This window comes from Parasphingorhabdus sp. (assembly GCF_965233695.1).
Taxonomy (GTDB): Bacteria; Pseudomonadota; Alphaproteobacteria; order Sphingomonadales; family Sphingomonadaceae; genus Parasphingorhabdus.
In genome coordinates, this window is the sequence record NZ_OZ247497.1 from 1,393,270 (window position 1) to 1,407,610 (window position 14,341).

Genomic DNA, 14,341 nt, shown 5'->3' on the forward strand with positions numbered 1-14,341 from the left:
ATCCATTTCCCAGAAGGTCCAGCCTTCTTACAAATCGTCATTTTCCCAGATAAACAGCCGAATTTCGAGATTTTCAGCTGTCTTAACCCTAAACTAGCCTTAATGATTGCAACTGGCGTTTAAATTTCGGCTCTACTGTGGCACAAAAAGGGCAGTCGTTCTGATAGAGAGGCGAAGCGTTGAAAAATAGCGGTAGACCGTTGGACCAGGATGGCCTGCAAGAGCTCGCTCTGCGCTATGTCAGTCGCTACGCAACGACGCGATACAAATTAAAATCCTATCTTTTCCGTAAATTACGCGAACGGGAATGGGCGGAAGATCGTCCGGCGGATGTTGACGTCATGGTCGAACGCTTCGCAAAGCTGGGTTATATCGATGATGTGCTATTTGCGAAAAACAAAGCGACCGCTCTGACCAACAAAGGATATGGGAAGCGAAGGGTGTCGCAAGCTCTGTATCAGGCTGGCATTGCGGAAGGCGATGATCGTCAGGCGCTTGATCTGAGTGAGGCCAGAAAATGGGACGCAGCCCGCACATATGCAAGGAAAAAGGGAATTGGACCGTTTGCGCAAGAAAGGGCAGACCAAGACAAATGTCGCAAACAGTTACAGGCATTCGTTAGAGCGGGCCATGATTATGACTTGGCCTCCCGGTTTGTATTCGCCAAGCCTGGAGAAGAGATTGAGGCAGAGTTGTAAATCTAGTGTATTGGACGAGCTAAATTCCTTTGATCACAAGAAGAATCGCCAGTTTACATTTAATATGCTATAAGTTCATACCCCGATTCTTTTTGGTTGCAGGACCCATGATTCGGATGAAGTGTTCGGAGATGCATTGTGGCAAGTTTATATGCAGAGCCCGCTAGAACCGATGATGGTTCGGCAAGTGATGTTAGTGAAGATGGGGACCGTCAGGCAAACACTGTATTGCAGACGACCGGCCATGTGAAATGGTTTGATTCCCATCGTGGATTTGGTTTCATCATTCCCGATCTTGATCAGCATCAAGGCGATGACCTGGATCATGGTCAGGACATTCTGGTCCACTGGACAGTTTTGGAACCGCTAGGCCGCCGAGATCTGCCGGAAATGGCGCAGGTGACTTGCGAGTATGTCGACGCGGCCAAGGGCCTGCAGGCGACGAAAATTCTGGACATTGATGAGACCAATTGTGAAAATCTGGTTCATCGGCCAGCGCCCGAAGCGCGGCGTAAAACCATGCATGCGATTACCGATACCGAAGCGTTTATCGAAGCCGAAGTGAAGTGGTTTAATCGCGCCAAAGGCTATGGCTTTCTGGTCGCAAGCAATATGGAAGGTGACATTTTCGTCCATATGGAAACGCTGCGTAACGCGGGAATTGCCGAAATAATGCCCGGGCAGCATGTTTTGGTTCGCATTGACGATGGTGATCGCGGTCATATGGCGGTACAGATCACGACAGTGTCGGTAACGGAATAAGCCGAACAACAAGTTGGATAAAGAACCCCTGTAGATGTCCGGATTTTTAAAACAGGCCGTATGGCCTATCTTTATATTGCTAGCTTTGGGGCTAAGCAGTTGCAATGCGCAAGCTGGCAATGCTGACGGCAACGCTAGCCAAAACCAGCCCGTTACGGATCAGTCTGTTTCAGAGGCTGGTTTGAAATTAGTTCCATTGACCATCACGTCTAACGGCAAAGACCATTTGTTTACAGTCGAGTTGGCAGCATCCAGAGAAGAGCAGGCGCGCGGTTTGATGTTTCGTACCGAACTCAAGCCTGATCGAGGGATGATATTCCCGTTCGACAGAGAGCGAATGGCGAATTTTTGGATGAAGAACACGGTAATCCCGCTCGATATAATCTTTGTGCGCAGCGACGGTACAATCGAATCCATAGCGACTAATACTACCCCCTATTCACTCGAGCCGGTCGAATCCGGAGAACCGGTTGCAGCGGTTCTGGAACTTGCTGGTGGCCGAGCAGCCGAGTTGGGGATCGAGCCGGGCGACAAAGTAGAATGGCAGCAATAGGGGCCAAGGAGACATGGTTCTGCATCATCCCATGATTTCGTCACTGCATTTTTTAATTGCGAAGCCCCTACTCGTGACGCTAAGCGGACTGCCATGGGAATATTAGGCAAAATCTTTACATGGTGGGACGGCGCAACCATCGGCACGGCGCTGTTCAGCGCGCGCAAAGGCAAGTTTATTGGCGAGGATGTTTTTGGCAACAAATATTACCAGACCAAAAACATCTCCAAGGATGGCGATCAGCGCTGGGTTATCTATTCGGGCGCGAATGACGCGAGCCGTGTTCCACCGGAATGGCATGGCTGGTTGCATAAAAGTTTTGACGAAATTCCGGAGAGCTATTTGCCGCAGGCCCGTATTTGGGAAAAAGAGCCTACCGGCAATTTGACCGGTACCGCCAATGCTTATCGTCCAGCTGGCGCGCTTGAAGCCGGTGGCGTTCGTGCTGCGGCGACGGGCGATTATGAACCATGGAATCCGGCCGAAGCCGAATGAGAGTCCGCCATCGACCGTCAAGCAGGCTTGTAAATCGGTTGGCTCCGGTTTTGGCAGGCATGTTACTATTGTCTGGATGCGGGCTGTTTGGCGACGATGAAATCGGCGAAGACAATACCGGTCAACCAGCTGAGAAAGCTGAGCTGGCAGCAACGGATGATGAAGAACTAATCCAACCGGTTAGCGAGCAGATTGGTACGCCAATGGCTGAACGTGTTGCGACTTTAGGTTTTTTGAACAAGCGTAACGGGTTGACACGTGATCTAGAATTGAAACCGGGGCAGTCAATTCGCATTGGCCGTGCGATCGTAAGGCTACGCGCTTGTGAACGCACCGCGCCTTGGGAACTCACGCCAGAGCAAGGCGCGTTTGTCCAGTTGCTCGTCAATGATCGTCCCGCCACGCGGCAGGGAGAAGACCGTTGGAAAAAGGTGTTTTCCGGATGGCTGTTTCGCGAATCACCTTCGTTGAATGTGGTTGAGCATCCGATCTACGATGTCTGGGTTAAAAGCTGCGCGATGAGTTTTGCGGGCGAGGAAGCACCGCCGACGGGCATTGCTGATCCAACCGCGCCGCGTTCCTCATCCTCTTCCAATGCCGCTAATACGACATCCAGCGCTGCAAACGACGGAGCCACAACGCCGGCGGACGAACCGGCAGTAGAATCTGCGCCCACGCCTCGTCGCGTAGAACCGGTTCCTGAAACACCGGTCGTACCCGCAGAGGAACCTGCTGATCTGATAGGTGATTTAATCGCCGAGAATGCTGGCGAGTAGTCATCCTGAGCCGCCTGCAGGCGGTCCAGATATTCTTGCTGACTGATTTCAACGGCGCCCAGCGATGCCAGATGATCGGTCATAAATTGACAATCCAGCAGCGTGAACCGCCCGACAATGAGGCGTGCAACAAGCCAAGCCAGAGCGACTTTGGATGCATCACGGGCCCGGGAAAACATGCTCTCCCCACAAAAAGCGCTGCCAATGGCAAGACCATAAAGGCCGCCGACCAGTGTTCTTTTGCCTGCCTCATCGACCGACCAGCATTCCACGCTATGTGCATGTCCGCGGTCATGAAGCCGGCAAAAGGCGTCTTCAATATCCGCATTAATCCATGTTTCTTGCCGATCGCTCGCTGATTCTGCGCAGATGGCAATAACATCTGAAAAAGCCGTATCAGCGGTTACTTCGTAGCGACCGGATCGGATGGTCTTTCGCAAGGAGCGTGACATGCGAAAGCCATTCAATGGCAAGATTGCACGGGTTTTGGGTTCCACCCAAAATGTTTCCGGATCATCGCGCGCATCGGCCATCGGAAAAATCCCCGATGCATAGGCTTTTAGCAATAATTCAATTTCGATCGCCATTAACGCTCCCGATTGACGGCATCGCTCAATAGAATTTTTGCTTCTTTTGCGATTCTCTCGGCCACCGCAAGATATTCATCGGCAAAACCGGCCCCGGTTCGCCAAGCGATTCCGATACTGCGTGATGCTGTCCAGTCTTCAATCTGGAGTTGGGCGATATCGCCGCCATGGGATAGTTCGGACCGCACATAAAGTGCTGGCAATATCGCCAGACCAAGGCCTGAAGCAACCATCTGGCGGACGCTGTCCAAACTTGTGCCTTCATAATCCTGCAGCAGATGCATGCCGTGTATCCGACATTGCTCTGCAACGTCCCGGTGCAAATGGTGGCGGCGGTCAAGGCTCAGAACCGGTGCATTGTAGAGATCGGTTTTGGAGATTTTACCCTGCATCGCAAGCGGATGATCCGGAGGTGCGACCATGATCAAAGGTTCCCGAAAAAGCGGTTCGATCGTCAAGTTTTCCCCTTCAATCGGTAGCGGTCCGAGCAACATGTCGATCGCTCCCTTAACCAGCTCCATCGCCTGCAAATCGGGAATGCCTTCACGCATGTAAAAGCGCAGATCGGGCTGGGCCCGATGCAAAGCGGCAATCACGGGCGGCATCAGATACGGCCCGAGCGTTGGGGATACACCAAATCGTAATGTGCCGGCCAGACTTTCACTGGCGCGCTCGGCCAGATCGCGAATATCCTTGACCTGTACCAGAACCTGGCGCGCCCGCTCTGCTATTTCTCGGCCAATCGGAGAGAGCTCCGCGCCATGAGTGCGCCGTTCGACCAAAGTCACGCCCAGGCGCGATTCCAGTGCCCGCAACTGATGGCTTAAGGTTGGTTGAGAGGCACCAGCGGCCTGCGCGGCTCTGCCGAAATGGCGATGATCAGCGACAGCAACAAGATATTGGAATTGACGTAAAGTTGGCATCGGGGGAACCTTTTTTGTTATAGACAGTATCTATCGAATTCATAATTTTCATTCGATTGGAAATATCATCAACTTTTTGCAATATCAAGATCAACCGAAACAAAGACGATAAAAATCAAGGCAAGGCATGAGAAAATATTTAAACAGTCTGATCCGTAAACATCGCAAGCTGGATAAACAGATATCGCAGGCGAGATGGGATGAAAATCAGCTTCGTGCGATGAAAAAGCTGCGGTTGACCTTGAAGGACAATATTTCGCAACTCCAAAAAGGTGCAATGCGTACATCGGTCTAGGCCATTAAACTCTTTACCCCCCGACCTGGGGCAGTAGCTTTCCCTCTTTCCGCTACTGCCCCAATTTTTTTAGGTTCATTCAATAAATTCATGAAAGCGTGTTTATGGCTGGAAAAATGCGAACGGCGTTAGCGGAATTTCTCGCGCGCGAGACCAGTGCCGGCATTGTATTGTTTATCGCTGCCCTGTTGGCAATGATTGCTGTGAACAGCGCATTTAATCCCTACTATCTGGCATTTCTGAATATCCCTGTCGTGGCGCAATTTGGCGCGCTAGAAATATCCAAACCATTATCCCTGTGGATTAATGACGGGCTGATGGCGATATTCTTTTTCCTTGTCGGATTAGAGGTGAAACGGGAAATACTGGAAGGCGAGTTGTCCAGCGTTAACAAAGCGGCGTTGCCGGCGATTGCGGCGGTCGGCGGCATGGCAATCCCGGCTGCGGTATTCCTCTATTTCAACTGGGGTATTTCGGAGAATATCAACGGCTGGGCGATTCCGGCTGCCACCGATATCGCCTTTGCTTTGGGGGTATTGGCCCTGCTTGGCAAACACGCGCCTTTGTCGCTCAAAATTTTGCTGCTTGCGATTGCGATTATCGATGACATTGGGGCGATCATAATCATTGCGCTATTCTATACCGCCGAAGTATCGAGCTTTTCGCTCATGTTGTCGGCCGGTGGCATTGCCGTCCTGTTTCTGATGAACCGTCTCGGTGTGGTGCGGGTAGCGCCCTATATTCTGGTCGGCACATTCCTTTGGATTTGTGTGCTCAAATCGGGCGTTCATGCAACTTTGGCGGGCGTTATCGCTGCCCTTTCCATTCCACTCAATGCCAAAGATGGCACTTCCCCGCTGAAACATCTGGAGCATATATTGCACCCTTGGACGGCCTTCATGGTGCTACCGATTTTCGCCTTTGCCAATGCAGGGGTCTCGCTTGCTGGCTTGCAGCTGAGCGACCTTTTCGCGCCGCTGGCACTTGGTATCGCCGCGGGTCTGGTGATCGGCAAGCAAGTCGGGGTTTTCGGCTTTATGTTTGTCGCGGCCAAACTTGGTCTGGTCCGGCGGCCGATGGGCGTCTCGTGGATGCAACTTTATGGCCTTGCCTGCCTTACCGGCATTGGCTTCACGATGAGCCTGTTCATCGGGAACCTCGCCTTTGTGGATCCGACACAGATTGAGACGGTAAAACTCGGGGTCATTAGCGGGTCTCTGATATCCGGGTTGCTTGGATTTCTGATCCTGCGTTTTGCCCGGACTTCACAAGCTGCAGCGGGATGAAAGGCCCAATTCCATATTTACCGGGAAATAGATTGCCGAGGGCGGCACGATATACGATACCGCTGGCTATGACACGGCATCTCTATCTCGCGGGTGGTTTTACGGCGCTTGCTCTTGGGAGCATTGGCATAATTCTGCCGCTGCTTCCCACCGTGCCCTTTGTGATCCTTGCCGCTTTTTGTTTTGCCCGCAGCAGCCCAAGGCTGGAGGCCTGGCTTCTCGACCATCATGTCTTTGGCTCCCATATTCGCAATTGGCGCGACCGGCGCGCGATTACCAAGCGCGGTAAGCGCGCAGCAATTGTCGCCTTTGCGGTGAGCATACTGATCGCTTTGATATTCCTGAAACTGCCATGGAACCTCATCCCTGTGGCCGCTGCGCTGATTTGCGGTACTTGGATATGGACACGCAACGAACCGGAATCCGCTTCGCAAATTGCGCCGGACACTATTGTTGAGGAAGAGTCCCCGCATAAAGAATAGTGGGATTGCTGCTGTTTTTTGATATTCTCTGCAAAATTTTTGGAGGATGACATGTCGCGGCAGAAATTACTGGAAATGACCCGTTCGCTGGTAAAACATGGCGAGGCGGATACCATGGAGCTGGTTGATGAGGTGGTGGCTGTGCCAGCCTCAGATTATACCGACGAGAGTCGCTTCGAGCTGGAAAAGGAACGTATTTTCAAGCGGCTGCCCCTGATGGTCGCGCCTTCTTGCGAATTGCCGGAGCCCGGTTGCTACAAGGCAATGGATATCGCAGGCATTCCGGTACTGGTAACCCGGCAGAAAGACGGCACCGCGCAGGCGTTTCTCAATAGCTGCACTCATCGCGGCAATCCGGTCGCGCAAGGCAGTGGCAAGGCATCGCGTTTCACCTGTGGCTATCATGGCTGGACATTCAAAAATGATGGCGAGTTGCTCGCGGTCGCATCTCCCAAGGATTTCGGTACGGTCGACAAGGCGGCTTTCTGTCTGAAGAAATTTCCTACGCTGGAGCGCGCAGGTCTTATCTGGGCGACTCTTGATCCAGAAAGCACGCTCGATATTGCCTCTTATCTATGTGGCTATGACGAACTGCTGGAGCATTTCGGCTTCAAGACCTGGCACCTGTTTGACCAGCGCACGATTCCCGGACCCAACTGGAAAACCGCCTATGACGGTTATCTGGATTTCTATCACCTGCCGGTACTCCACAAGGACACATTTGGAGCCGATTTCTTTAACCGGGCCAATTATTTCGCTTGGGGTCCGCACCAGCGCCTTTCGTCGCCATCAAAATTTGTCCAGAAAACGGGCAGCGATGAACAGCTTGATCTCACCAAGATGGATGAAAAAGATTGGCCGATTGATGCTTTGCTACAAGGTGTGTGGACAATTTTTCCTCATATATCCATCGCCAGCTTTTACGGCGGCGGCGGTCGCGGAGCTATGATATCCCAGCTCTTCCCCGGCAAGACTGTTGGTGAAAGCTACACAACACAGTTTTATGTGATGGAGCATGAACCGACGGACGACGAAGTCAGGCAGGGCGCGCACGATCAATTTGCTTTCCTTGAAACCGTGGTGGCCGAGGAAGATTACAAAACCGGAAAACGGCAGCATGAATCGCTGCAGTCCGGTTTGATGGATAAAGTCTGGTTTGGTCGCAATGAAGGCGGTGGGCAAGTATTCCATCAGTGGGTGGACAAGCTGATCGATGCTAATGATGCAGAACTTGAGGCCATGTTTGCGCCGCAATTGCAGGCGGCTGAATAGTCAGTCAGGCGTTACGGAAATCCCGGCTTGGTGGTAGCGCTTCCTTCCACTTGGGGCGCTCGTTTCGCAGTTTCTCTAGCATCTTCTCCCAATAGGCTTCGGTCTTGCCTTTAAACTGGATGTTAAAATCTTCCGCCGTGCGAAATTCCAGAATTTCGACGCCTTTTTCTCCGATCGTATAGGTGTAGGGCGTTTCTGCTGGCAGGAAGAACCCGTCGCCCGGGCCCATATGTTCGGTACCCATATGGATGTCGCCAGCGACGATATAATAAAGGCAATCGCTATCGTGGCTGTGGAGCGGCAGCGGATAGCCGGGCTTGAACCAGAAATGATGAAGCGAAAAACCGAAACCGCTAAACAGACAAGTGCCCTTATAGCCCTCAGCCACACCGGCTTCACCCATTTTGGTCAGGCCATCAATTATGACCGGTGCATCATCTACATAAGACATATGCCCGGCATCGCCAAAGTCCTGCGCCTCTTCTTTACGGAAGATGCGCAGGACTTTCAGCGGCTCGGGTTTATCGCCTGTTTCTGTGCCTGTTTTCGTGGGGGAGGCATCTGCCATATCATTCTCCGGACCAGTTTGGAGAAGGGTATAGCATCACAGGCGGGCCGGGGGAACAGGGGGCGACTGTGGGTTAGGCCCGAACCATATCGCGTGGTGGATAGCTGGAGATGTAGCGGTCCAGCACAGCGGGGTTCAGCATATGGCGGAGCGCGCAGCCCAAACCTACATTGCTGCGGTGAATAACCTCTGCTTCCAGCGGTGCCAGGCCAGGCAGTGTAAGCCAGCAACGTGTCCCGGGATGCGCTTGCAACAATGCGTCACAGGCAAAACCAGCCAGTGAAATATTGGCGACCTCGGTGTCAAAGCTGTTCGAACCGGAGAATCGCATTTTGGCCGGGATCGCTACTTTGTGGCGTGGAGCACAGCGGTCTTCCTCAGCCATAAAGGCATAAGGTGCCATGGTGGGCGGAATTTTTCTGTCCTGGATTAACGTAGATGTCATAGGAAACTCCTTGGTAGTAAGGACCATTTGCCGATACTTGGGTTTGCACCGACAAATCGCTTTTCCCATGCGCGGGTAAACCACCTCTTCTTTCGCTCGGTAAACAGGATTCCAAAAAAATTAACTATGTTCACGAATCGGAAGGCCGTTGACGCGTTGTTTGTGGTGGGTGCAGAATGACGCTTGCCCTTGGCCTTACATAACGCTAATGCGCGCGGGTTGGTTTGATCAACAAAGTCTAACCGGCCTGTGTAGGGGTGTAGCTCAGATGGTAGAGCGTCGGTCTCCAAAACCGAAGGCCCACGGTTCGATCCCGTGCGCCCCTGCCACTTTTCTCCAAAATATGGCGGCTTGAACATATGACACAGTTTATTTCCGCTATCTCTTTGATTGTGCCAGATTATGATCAGGCCATCGGCTTCTATGTCGGGCTAATGGGCTTTGATCTGATTGAAGATACTGAGCTTTCCGAAGACAAGCGCTGGGTATTGGTAGCGCCTCCGGGCAGCACCGAAACACGGTTGTTATTGGCTAAGGCCAGCAATGAAACACAGGAAGAGGTTATTGGCGAACAAGCCGGTGGCCGGGTGTTCCTGTTCCTCGAAACTTACGATTTTGATGGTGATTTGGCGCTCATGGAGCGTGCGGGTGTCGACATTATCGAGGAGCCCCAAGTCGAAAGCTATGGCAAAGTTGTCGTCTTTCGCGATCCATTTGGTAATAAATGGGATCTGATTGAGCGGCACTAAGGGCTATCGCTCAATGTCGAGAGCGCCAACGATCATACCCCAGATCTGATGCGTTAATATGGCGGGACCGGGCCGGGGTTTCATTCCCATGGCATGTATGATGCCGCTACGCATGGCACCGGTGATAGCTGCCCCTGCGATAGCCGGATCGATATGCTGGCCGATATGGCCGCGTTTGATGCCAGACCCGATATTTCGCGTTGCCATTTCAATCATCTCTTCATGGCGCGCGGACTCGATGGCTGCAACCTGGTTGGTATGGGCCATTTTGCCGAGGATGATTGGTGCCATTGGATCATTGTAGAGAAATTCTACCGCTGCCATCAGACGGTCTTTTTCGCGCACGCTCCAGTTGATATCGGGATCGATATACTGGTTTACGACGGCATTGTAGCGATCGTAGAAAGCATCAATAATCGCCCCGAGCATGCCCGATTTTGAACCGAAATAATGATAGGCAAGACCCACAGAGACTCCGGCTTTCTCGGCCACCTGACTCATTTCAAGATCGCCTTCGCCTTCCCGCAGGATGGCCTCGGCAGCGGCCAATATCTTCGCCGCACGCGTCACCTTGCGGTCCGGTTTTTCGATTGCTTTTGCCTGTCCTGACATTTGCTCGTGATCCTTCGTCGACTTGCTGGTCCAATCAACAGCATATGATCTAAGCCAATTTTGAATTGAATTCAATTCAAAATCTAGTTATCTGTTATAGGGCAATTGATTCGCTGAGGAGGCCATGATGAATGTCGCGAGCACTATTGAAACGAACAATGTTGACTTGGCGCCATATCTGAACGGGCGCAGCTTCGAGGATGCATGGACGCAGTTTCAGGAAGAAGGCTATGTCATCTTTGAAAATGTGCTGACGCCTGAAGAGCTGGAGACACAGAGGGCTGCGCTCAAACCATGGATTGATGCTGATATTCGCGGCCGCAATAATTTTGAAGGATCACAGTCTAACCGTATCTATGCGATGCTCGACAAGGATCCTGTTTTTGGCGATCTGATCTCCCATCCCCTGCAACTGGCTTTTGCCGAGCGGGAATTGGGCGCGAGTGTGTTGCTCTATGCGTGCCTTGCGATCAATCTCCATCCGGGTGAAACGCCGCAGCCTTGGCATTTTGATGACAGCCATTGCGGCCTGGCCCGTCCGCGCGAACCGCTTTCCATGTCAACATTCTGGTCGATCACCGATATGACGGACGACAATGGCGCGACCGAAATCATTCCGGGGAGTCACAAATGGGGCGATGAACAACCTGATGGTGCCAATAGCGCCAATGATTTTGTGACCGGGCGGATTGATAAAGATGGCAAAAGCACAGGCAATCATGGGCAGGCCATTAAAGCGACCATGCCCGCCGGCTCGCTAATGATCGCCAAGGGCACGCTCTGGCATCGTGGCGGCGGCAACACTTCCGATGCACCGCGCTTGATCGTCACGCCGCAATTCTGCAAAGGCTGGTGCCGCCCGCTGGAGCAGCAGACGCTCGCCGTATCACCCGAGAAAGTAGCGAAAATGCCAAAGCGCGTGCAAGAGTTGCTCGGCTATAATATCCATCTCCCGTTCATGGGTTATGTCGATGGCATGCATCCGGCGAAGCTGTTACAGTCTCGCCGACATGCCAAGTGATCATGCTATAATCGCCAAGCAGGAGCGGTCTGCTTGAACGCGCTCGAAAGTAACGCGCCACTGATTGTCTATGTCGACATCAAAAGTCCATATGCTTTTGTCGCCATCCGACCAACATTGGCTCTCGAAAAAGAGTTGGGCCTGGGCTTTGACTGGCGGCCGCTAACGCTTGATATCCCCAGCTATCTGGGTTCGGCACGTAAAAAGCAGGGAAAGGTCGTCGAAAGCACCCGCAGCACCAGCCAATGGAGCTGGGTCAAATATGCGTATCGCGATGCGCGTCGCTATGCGGAACGGCAGGCCCTGATGCTCAAAGGAACTGAAAAAATCTGGGACTCGACGCTCCCCAATATCGGTATTTTATGGGTCACGCAGACGGCCCGCGATCGGCTCGGTGATTATTTTGAAGCGGTCTATCCGCCTTTCTGGAGGCGGGAACTCGATATTGAAGATTTGGCGGTGGTCGAGGCTTGTCTGGAAAAAGCCGGAATTGATTCGAACGGGTTTGCGGAATTTGCTGGAGGCGAAGGCCGTATTCAACATGACAAGCTCCAGCCTCAACTGCATCCCAGCGGTATATATGGTGTGCCAACTTATGTGATGGACGGCACCATCCTGTTCGGTCGTGAGCATCTGCCCTATGTGCGTTGGCACTTACAGGGACGGGAAGGGCCTGCGCCGGATATGGCCAATGAGATTGACAGTGCGGGAGCAAGGTCATGCTGACGCTCTATATCGATTTCAAATCGGCGGCGTCCTATCTGGCGCTTGAGCCGACATTGGAACTGGCCCGGAAAACCGGCGTTGCCATTGACTGGCGCCCGTTTTCTGTGCGGCCTTTTTCCGTGCCGGAGGAACATGTGGAAGAAACCGTTGGTGAGCGTCATCGCCGCGTCCGTGCGGCGGCCCAGCGGGATACGCATCTGCACTATGCCGCTGTGCAAGGCCGGGACATACGCTTTGCCGAAACGCCAGCCGGCTCTGACGTTGCGTTGGCAGCATTGGCTGTGATGGAAGGCGATCCGGTGCCGTTCCTGCGCGCCGCCTTTGCCGCCTATTGGACCGAGCAAGCGGACCTGGCCGATGAAGCGGTGGTCGAGGCGCTGCTGCAATCGGCCGATATTGATCGGCCTGACTGGAAAGCGGCGCGTACAAAGCTGGCCAATATTAGGGATCAGGCCGAGGAAACGGGGGTGTTTGAAGCCCCCTCTTATCTGATTGCCGACCAGCTATTTCTGGGGCGCGAACATCTGCCCTGGATACGGTCGCTTGTCGCGGCGGAGCAGGGTGCGTAATAGCCCACTCTTTTCTTGCGGAATCGGGAATCACCGGCTAAAGGGCTGGTTCTTTCCGAAATCATGCATATATCCGATCCCAGTCGACAGACTGACACCCGGAGTTTATGCCGGGTTTGGGGAAACAGAAATTTAGGAATCGAACCATGGCGAAAGTCAATCCCGGCGAATTTATGCGGCAAGTCCGCGCCGAAAACAGCAAGGTTGTCTGGCCGACATGGCCCGACACGGTCCGCACCGCGATCATGGTATTGATCATGACCACGATTTTGGCACTGTTTTTTCTGGCGATTGATTCGGTTTTCAATGGTGTGGTCGGTTGGTTGCTTGGGTTGGCCAAGGGCGGCTAAGCGCTCCGAAACGCAAATTAGAACAGGTTATTTATAGATGGCACGCTGGTATATTATTCACGCTTATTCGGGCTTTGAGCACAAGGTCAAAGAAGCCATTGAGGCGGATGCAAAGCGTCTGGGTCTGACCCAGCTGGTCGAGGAAATCGAAGTCCCGACCGAAACCATCACCGAAGTGCGCCGCGGCAAGAAAGTTCAGTCGGAGCGGAAGTTCTTCCCTGGCTATGTTCTCGCCAAATTGCAGATGACCGATGACGTCTATCACCTGGTCAAGGATCAGCCGAAAGTTACAGGTTTTCTGGGCACCACCAAGCCGCAAGCGATTAGCGAAGCCGAAGCAGCGCGCATCCTCAACACCAAAGAGGAAGCTGCCAACGCGCCGAAACAGCGGATCACCGTCAACTACGAAATTGGCGATCAAATCAAGGTTCTGGACGGCCCCTTCGCCAGCTTCAACGGCATTGTCGAAGAACTGGATTTCGAGAAAAACCGCGTCAAAGTATCCGTATCGATCTTTGGCCGCGCGACCCCTGTCGAACTGGATTTTGAACAGGTAGAAGTCGCGAAATAAGAGATTTGGTGGCTTGCCACCGGATAAACCCCAGTGGCTTTGAGCCACTGGATCACCAATGTGGGAGGATGATTTTCGGATCATCTGTTTAACCGCTTAATTTGAGGATCCATAGACCCGCTCATCCTGAGCTTGTCGAAGGACCGATAGAATGAAAGGACAGCCAAATGGCTAAAAAAATTGATGGCTACATCAATTTGCAAGTACCTGCCGGTATTGCAAATCCATCCCCGCCAATCGGCCCAGCTCTGGGTCAACGCGGCGTTAACATCATGGAATTCTGTAAGGCGTTTAACGCGGCTACAGACAAGATGGAAAAAGGCGCACCGATCCCTACGAAAATCACGGTTTTCGCAGATCGCAGCTTCACCTTTGAAACCAAAAGTCCGCCAGCCAGCTATTTCATCAAGAAAATCGCGAAGCTGAAAAAAGGGTCCAGCGAACCTGGTAAAGTTTCCGGCGGCACGATCAAAACATCGCAGCTGAAAGAAATCGCAGAATTGAAAATGGCCGATCTCAATGCAAATTCGCCTGAGCAAGCCATTAAAATCATCGCGGGCAGCGCCCGTTCGATGGGCATCGATGTGGTGGAGGGATAAGA

At 52.7% G+C, this 14,341-nt stretch carries 19 protein-coding genes, 1 tRNA gene and 2 pseudogenes; 17 read left to right on the forward strand and 5 right to left on the reverse strand.

What is annotated here, in order from left to right; translation table 11 throughout:
• Positions 1 to 179 precede the first annotated feature (179 nt).
• The 5 genes and pseudogenes from ACO6S1_RS06550 to ACO6S1_RS06570 form a co-directional block, all read left to right on the forward strand.
• Entirely contained in the window at positions 180 to 698 is a 519-nt protein-coding gene (locus ACO6S1_RS06550) for a regulatory protein RecX (protein ID WP_422345515.1), read from the forward strand.
• Positions 699 to 836: 138 nt separating this feature from the next.
• Positions 837 to 1,460, forward strand: a complete 624-nt coding sequence (locus ACO6S1_RS06555) for a cold-shock protein (protein WP_422345516.1) — start codon at positions 837 to 839, stop codon at positions 1,458 to 1,460.
• Between the two features lie 34 nt (positions 1,461 to 1,494).
• Positions 1,495 to 2,013 carry a DUF192 domain-containing protein gene (locus ACO6S1_RS06560; RefSeq protein WP_422345517.1) on the forward strand — a complete coding sequence of 173 codons (519 nt, stop codon included), beginning with the start codon at positions 1,495 to 1,497 and terminating at the stop codon, positions 2,011 to 2,013.
• A gap of 93 nt (positions 2,014 to 2,106) precedes the next feature.
• Positions 2,107 to 2,508: an NADH:ubiquinone oxidoreductase subunit NDUFA12 gene (locus tag ACO6S1_RS06565; protein ID WP_422345518.1), complete on the forward strand. Its 402-nt coding sequence runs from the start codon at positions 2,107 to 2,109 to the stop codon at positions 2,506 to 2,508.
• A gap of 203 nt (positions 2,509 to 2,711) precedes the next feature.
• Positions 2,712 to 2,963 (forward strand): annotated as a pseudogene (locus ACO6S1_RS06570) (DUF2155 domain-containing protein); the annotation flags it as partial.
• A 35-nt stretch (positions 2,964 to 2,998) separates the two neighbouring features.
• Here ACO6S1_RS06570 and aat read toward each other — a convergent pair.
• Positions 2,999 to 3,871: a leucyl/phenylalanyl-tRNA--protein transferase gene (gene aat / locus ACO6S1_RS06575; protein WP_422345519.1), complete on the reverse strand. Its 873-nt coding sequence runs from the start codon at positions 3,869 to 3,871 to the stop codon at positions 2,999 to 3,001.
• A complete protein-coding gene (locus tag ACO6S1_RS06580) occupies positions 3,871 to 4,794 on the reverse strand; it encodes a hydrogen peroxide-inducible genes activator (RefSeq protein ID WP_422345520.1) in 924 nt (307 codons plus the stop codon). Before ACO6S1_RS06580 ends, aat begins: the two co-directional genes overlap by 1 nt.
• A 127-nt stretch (positions 4,795 to 4,921) precedes the next feature.
• Here ACO6S1_RS06580 and ACO6S1_RS06585 point away from each other — a divergent pair, with 127 nt between their 5' ends.
• The 4 genes and pseudogenes from ACO6S1_RS06585 (at position 4,922) to ACO6S1_RS06600 (ending at position 8,129) form a co-directional block, all read left to right on the forward strand.
• Positions 4,922 to 5,089, forward strand: a complete 168-nt coding sequence (locus tag ACO6S1_RS06585; protein ID WP_422345521.1) for a YdcH family protein — start codon at positions 4,922 to 4,924, stop codon at positions 5,087 to 5,089.
• A gap of 116 nt (positions 5,090 to 5,205) precedes the next feature.
• On the forward strand, positions 5,206 to 6,375 hold the full coding sequence (nhaA, locus tag ACO6S1_RS06590; protein WP_422345522.1) for a Na+/H+ antiporter NhaA: 1,170 nt from the start codon (positions 5,206 to 5,208) through the stop codon (positions 6,373 to 6,375).
• Between the two features lie 68 nt (positions 6,376 to 6,443).
• A pseudogene (locus ACO6S1_RS06595) lies at positions 6,444 to 6,791 on the forward strand (YbaN family protein); the annotation flags it as partial.
• Positions 6,792 to 6,908: 117 nt separating this feature from the next.
• Positions 6,909 to 8,129: an aromatic ring-hydroxylating oxygenase subunit alpha gene (locus ACO6S1_RS06600; protein ID WP_422345523.1), complete on the forward strand. Its 1,221-nt coding sequence runs from the start codon at positions 6,909 to 6,911 to the stop codon at positions 8,127 to 8,129.
• Between the two features lie 4 nt (positions 8,130 to 8,133).
• Here ACO6S1_RS06600 and ACO6S1_RS06605 read toward each other — a convergent pair whose 3' ends face one another.
• A complete protein-coding gene (locus ACO6S1_RS06605) occupies positions 8,134 to 8,697 on the reverse strand; it encodes a cupin domain-containing protein (protein WP_422345524.1) in 564 nt (187 codons plus the stop codon).
• A 73-nt stretch (positions 8,698 to 8,770) separates the two neighbouring features.
• A complete protein-coding gene (locus tag ACO6S1_RS06610; protein ID WP_422345525.1) occupies positions 8,771 to 9,142 on the reverse strand; it encodes a PilZ domain-containing protein in 372 nt (123 codons plus the stop codon).
• Between the two features lie 253 nt (positions 9,143 to 9,395).
• Here ACO6S1_RS06610 and ACO6S1_RS06615 point away from each other — a divergent pair.
• A tRNA-Trp gene (locus ACO6S1_RS06615) sits at positions 9,396 to 9,471 on the forward strand.
• 30 nt (positions 9,472 to 9,501) lie between these two features.
• Positions 9,502 to 9,891 carry a VOC family protein gene (locus ACO6S1_RS06620; RefSeq protein ID WP_422345526.1) on the forward strand — a complete coding sequence of 130 codons (390 nt, stop codon included), beginning with the start codon at positions 9,502 to 9,504 and terminating at the stop codon, positions 9,889 to 9,891.
• 3 nt (positions 9,892 to 9,894) lie between these two features.
• Here ACO6S1_RS06620 and ACO6S1_RS06625 read toward each other — a convergent pair whose 3' ends face one another.
• Positions 9,895 to 10,503, reverse strand: coding sequence for a TetR/AcrR family transcriptional regulator (locus ACO6S1_RS06625; protein ID WP_422345527.1), 609 nt, complete (start codon positions 10,501 to 10,503; stop codon positions 9,895 to 9,897).
• A gap of 124 nt (positions 10,504 to 10,627) precedes the next feature.
• Between ACO6S1_RS06625 and ACO6S1_RS06630 the strand changes: the two genes are divergently transcribed.
• The 6 genes from ACO6S1_RS06630 (at position 10,628) to rplK (ending at position 14,339) form a co-directional block, all read left to right on the forward strand.
• Complete coding sequence (locus tag ACO6S1_RS06630) at positions 10,628 to 11,524, forward strand: phytanoyl-CoA dioxygenase family protein (RefSeq protein WP_422345528.1); 897 nt, start codon at positions 10,628 to 10,630, stop codon at positions 11,522 to 11,524.
• A 33-nt stretch (positions 11,525 to 11,557) separates the two neighbouring features.
• Positions 11,558 to 12,250: a DsbA family protein gene (locus ACO6S1_RS06635; protein ID WP_422345529.1), complete on the forward strand. Its 693-nt coding sequence runs from the start codon at positions 11,558 to 11,560 to the stop codon at positions 12,248 to 12,250.
• On the forward strand, positions 12,244 to 12,819 hold the full coding sequence (locus ACO6S1_RS06640) for a DsbA family protein (RefSeq protein ID WP_422345530.1): 576 nt from the start codon (positions 12,244 to 12,246) through the stop codon (positions 12,817 to 12,819). The genes ACO6S1_RS06635 and ACO6S1_RS06640 overlap by 7 nt, the downstream gene beginning before the upstream one ends.
• A gap of 146 nt (positions 12,820 to 12,965) precedes the next feature.
• Positions 12,966 to 13,169: a preprotein translocase subunit SecE gene (gene secE, locus ACO6S1_RS06645; protein ID WP_109354996.1), complete on the forward strand. Its 204-nt coding sequence runs from the start codon at positions 12,966 to 12,968 to the stop codon at positions 13,167 to 13,169.
• A 37-nt stretch (positions 13,170 to 13,206) separates the two neighbouring features.
• On the forward strand, positions 13,207 to 13,740 hold the full coding sequence (gene nusG, locus ACO6S1_RS06650) for a transcription termination/antitermination protein NusG (RefSeq protein ID WP_422345531.1): 534 nt from the start codon (positions 13,207 to 13,209) through the stop codon (positions 13,738 to 13,740).
• 167 nt (positions 13,741 to 13,907) lie between these two features.
• Positions 13,908 to 14,339 carry a 50S ribosomal protein L11 gene (gene rplK / locus ACO6S1_RS06655; RefSeq protein ID WP_422345532.1) on the forward strand — a complete coding sequence of 144 codons (432 nt, stop codon included), beginning with the start codon at positions 13,908 to 13,910 and terminating at the stop codon, positions 14,337 to 14,339.
• Positions 14,340 to 14,341 lie beyond the last annotated feature (2 nt).

What these genes read in the sequence shown, in the direction of transcription:
- ACO6S1_RS06560 (WP_422345517.1), top strand. Translation starts at nt 1,495, where the DNA reads ATGTCCGGATTTTTAAAACAGGCCGTATGGCCTATCTTTATATTGCTA.
- ACO6S1_RS06565 (WP_422345518.1), top strand. Translation starts at nt 2,107, where the DNA reads ATGGGAATATTAGGCAAAATCTTTACATGGTGGGACGGCGCAACCATC.
- aat (WP_422345519.1), bottom strand. Translation starts at nt 3,871, where the DNA reads ATGGCGATCGAAATTGAATTATTGCTAAAAGCCTATGCATCGGGGATT.
- ACO6S1_RS06580 (WP_422345520.1), bottom strand. Translation starts at nt 4,794, where the DNA reads ATGCCAACTTTACGTCAATTCCAATATCTTGTTGCTGTCGCTGATCAT.
- ACO6S1_RS06585 (WP_422345521.1), top strand. Translation starts at nt 4,922, where the DNA reads ATGAGAAAATATTTAAACAGTCTGATCCGTAAACATCGCAAGCTGGAT.
- nhaA (WP_422345522.1), top strand. Translation starts at nt 5,206, where the DNA reads ATGCGAACGGCGTTAGCGGAATTTCTCGCGCGCGAGACCAGTGCCGGC.
- ACO6S1_RS06600 (WP_422345523.1), top strand. Translation starts at nt 6,909, where the DNA reads ATGTCGCGGCAGAAATTACTGGAAATGACCCGTTCGCTGGTAAAACAT.
- ACO6S1_RS06605 (WP_422345524.1), bottom strand. Translation starts at nt 8,697, where the DNA reads ATGGCAGATGCCTCCCCCACGAAAACAGGCACAGAAACAGGCGATAAA.
- ACO6S1_RS06610 (WP_422345525.1), bottom strand. Translation starts at nt 9,142, where the DNA reads ATGACATCTACGTTAATCCAGGACAGAAAAATTCCGCCCACCATGGCA.
- ACO6S1_RS06620 (WP_422345526.1), top strand. Translation starts at nt 9,502, where the DNA reads ATGACACAGTTTATTTCCGCTATCTCTTTGATTGTGCCAGATTATGAT.
- ACO6S1_RS06625 (WP_422345527.1), bottom strand. Translation starts at nt 10,503, where the DNA reads ATGTCAGGACAGGCAAAAGCAATCGAAAAACCGGACCGCAAGGTGACG.
- ACO6S1_RS06630 (WP_422345528.1), top strand. Translation starts at nt 10,628, where the DNA reads ATGATGAATGTCGCGAGCACTATTGAAACGAACAATGTTGACTTGGCG.
- ACO6S1_RS06640 (WP_422345530.1), top strand. Translation starts at nt 12,244, where the DNA reads ATGCTGACGCTCTATATCGATTTCAAATCGGCGGCGTCCTATCTGGCG.
- secE (WP_109354996.1), top strand. Translation starts at nt 12,966, where the DNA reads ATGGCGAAAGTCAATCCCGGCGAATTTATGCGGCAAGTCCGCGCCGAA.
- nusG (WP_422345531.1), top strand. Translation starts at nt 13,207, where the DNA reads ATGGCACGCTGGTATATTATTCACGCTTATTCGGGCTTTGAGCACAAG.
- rplK (WP_422345532.1), top strand. Translation starts at nt 13,908, where the DNA reads ATGGCTAAAAAAATTGATGGCTACATCAATTTGCAAGTACCTGCCGGT.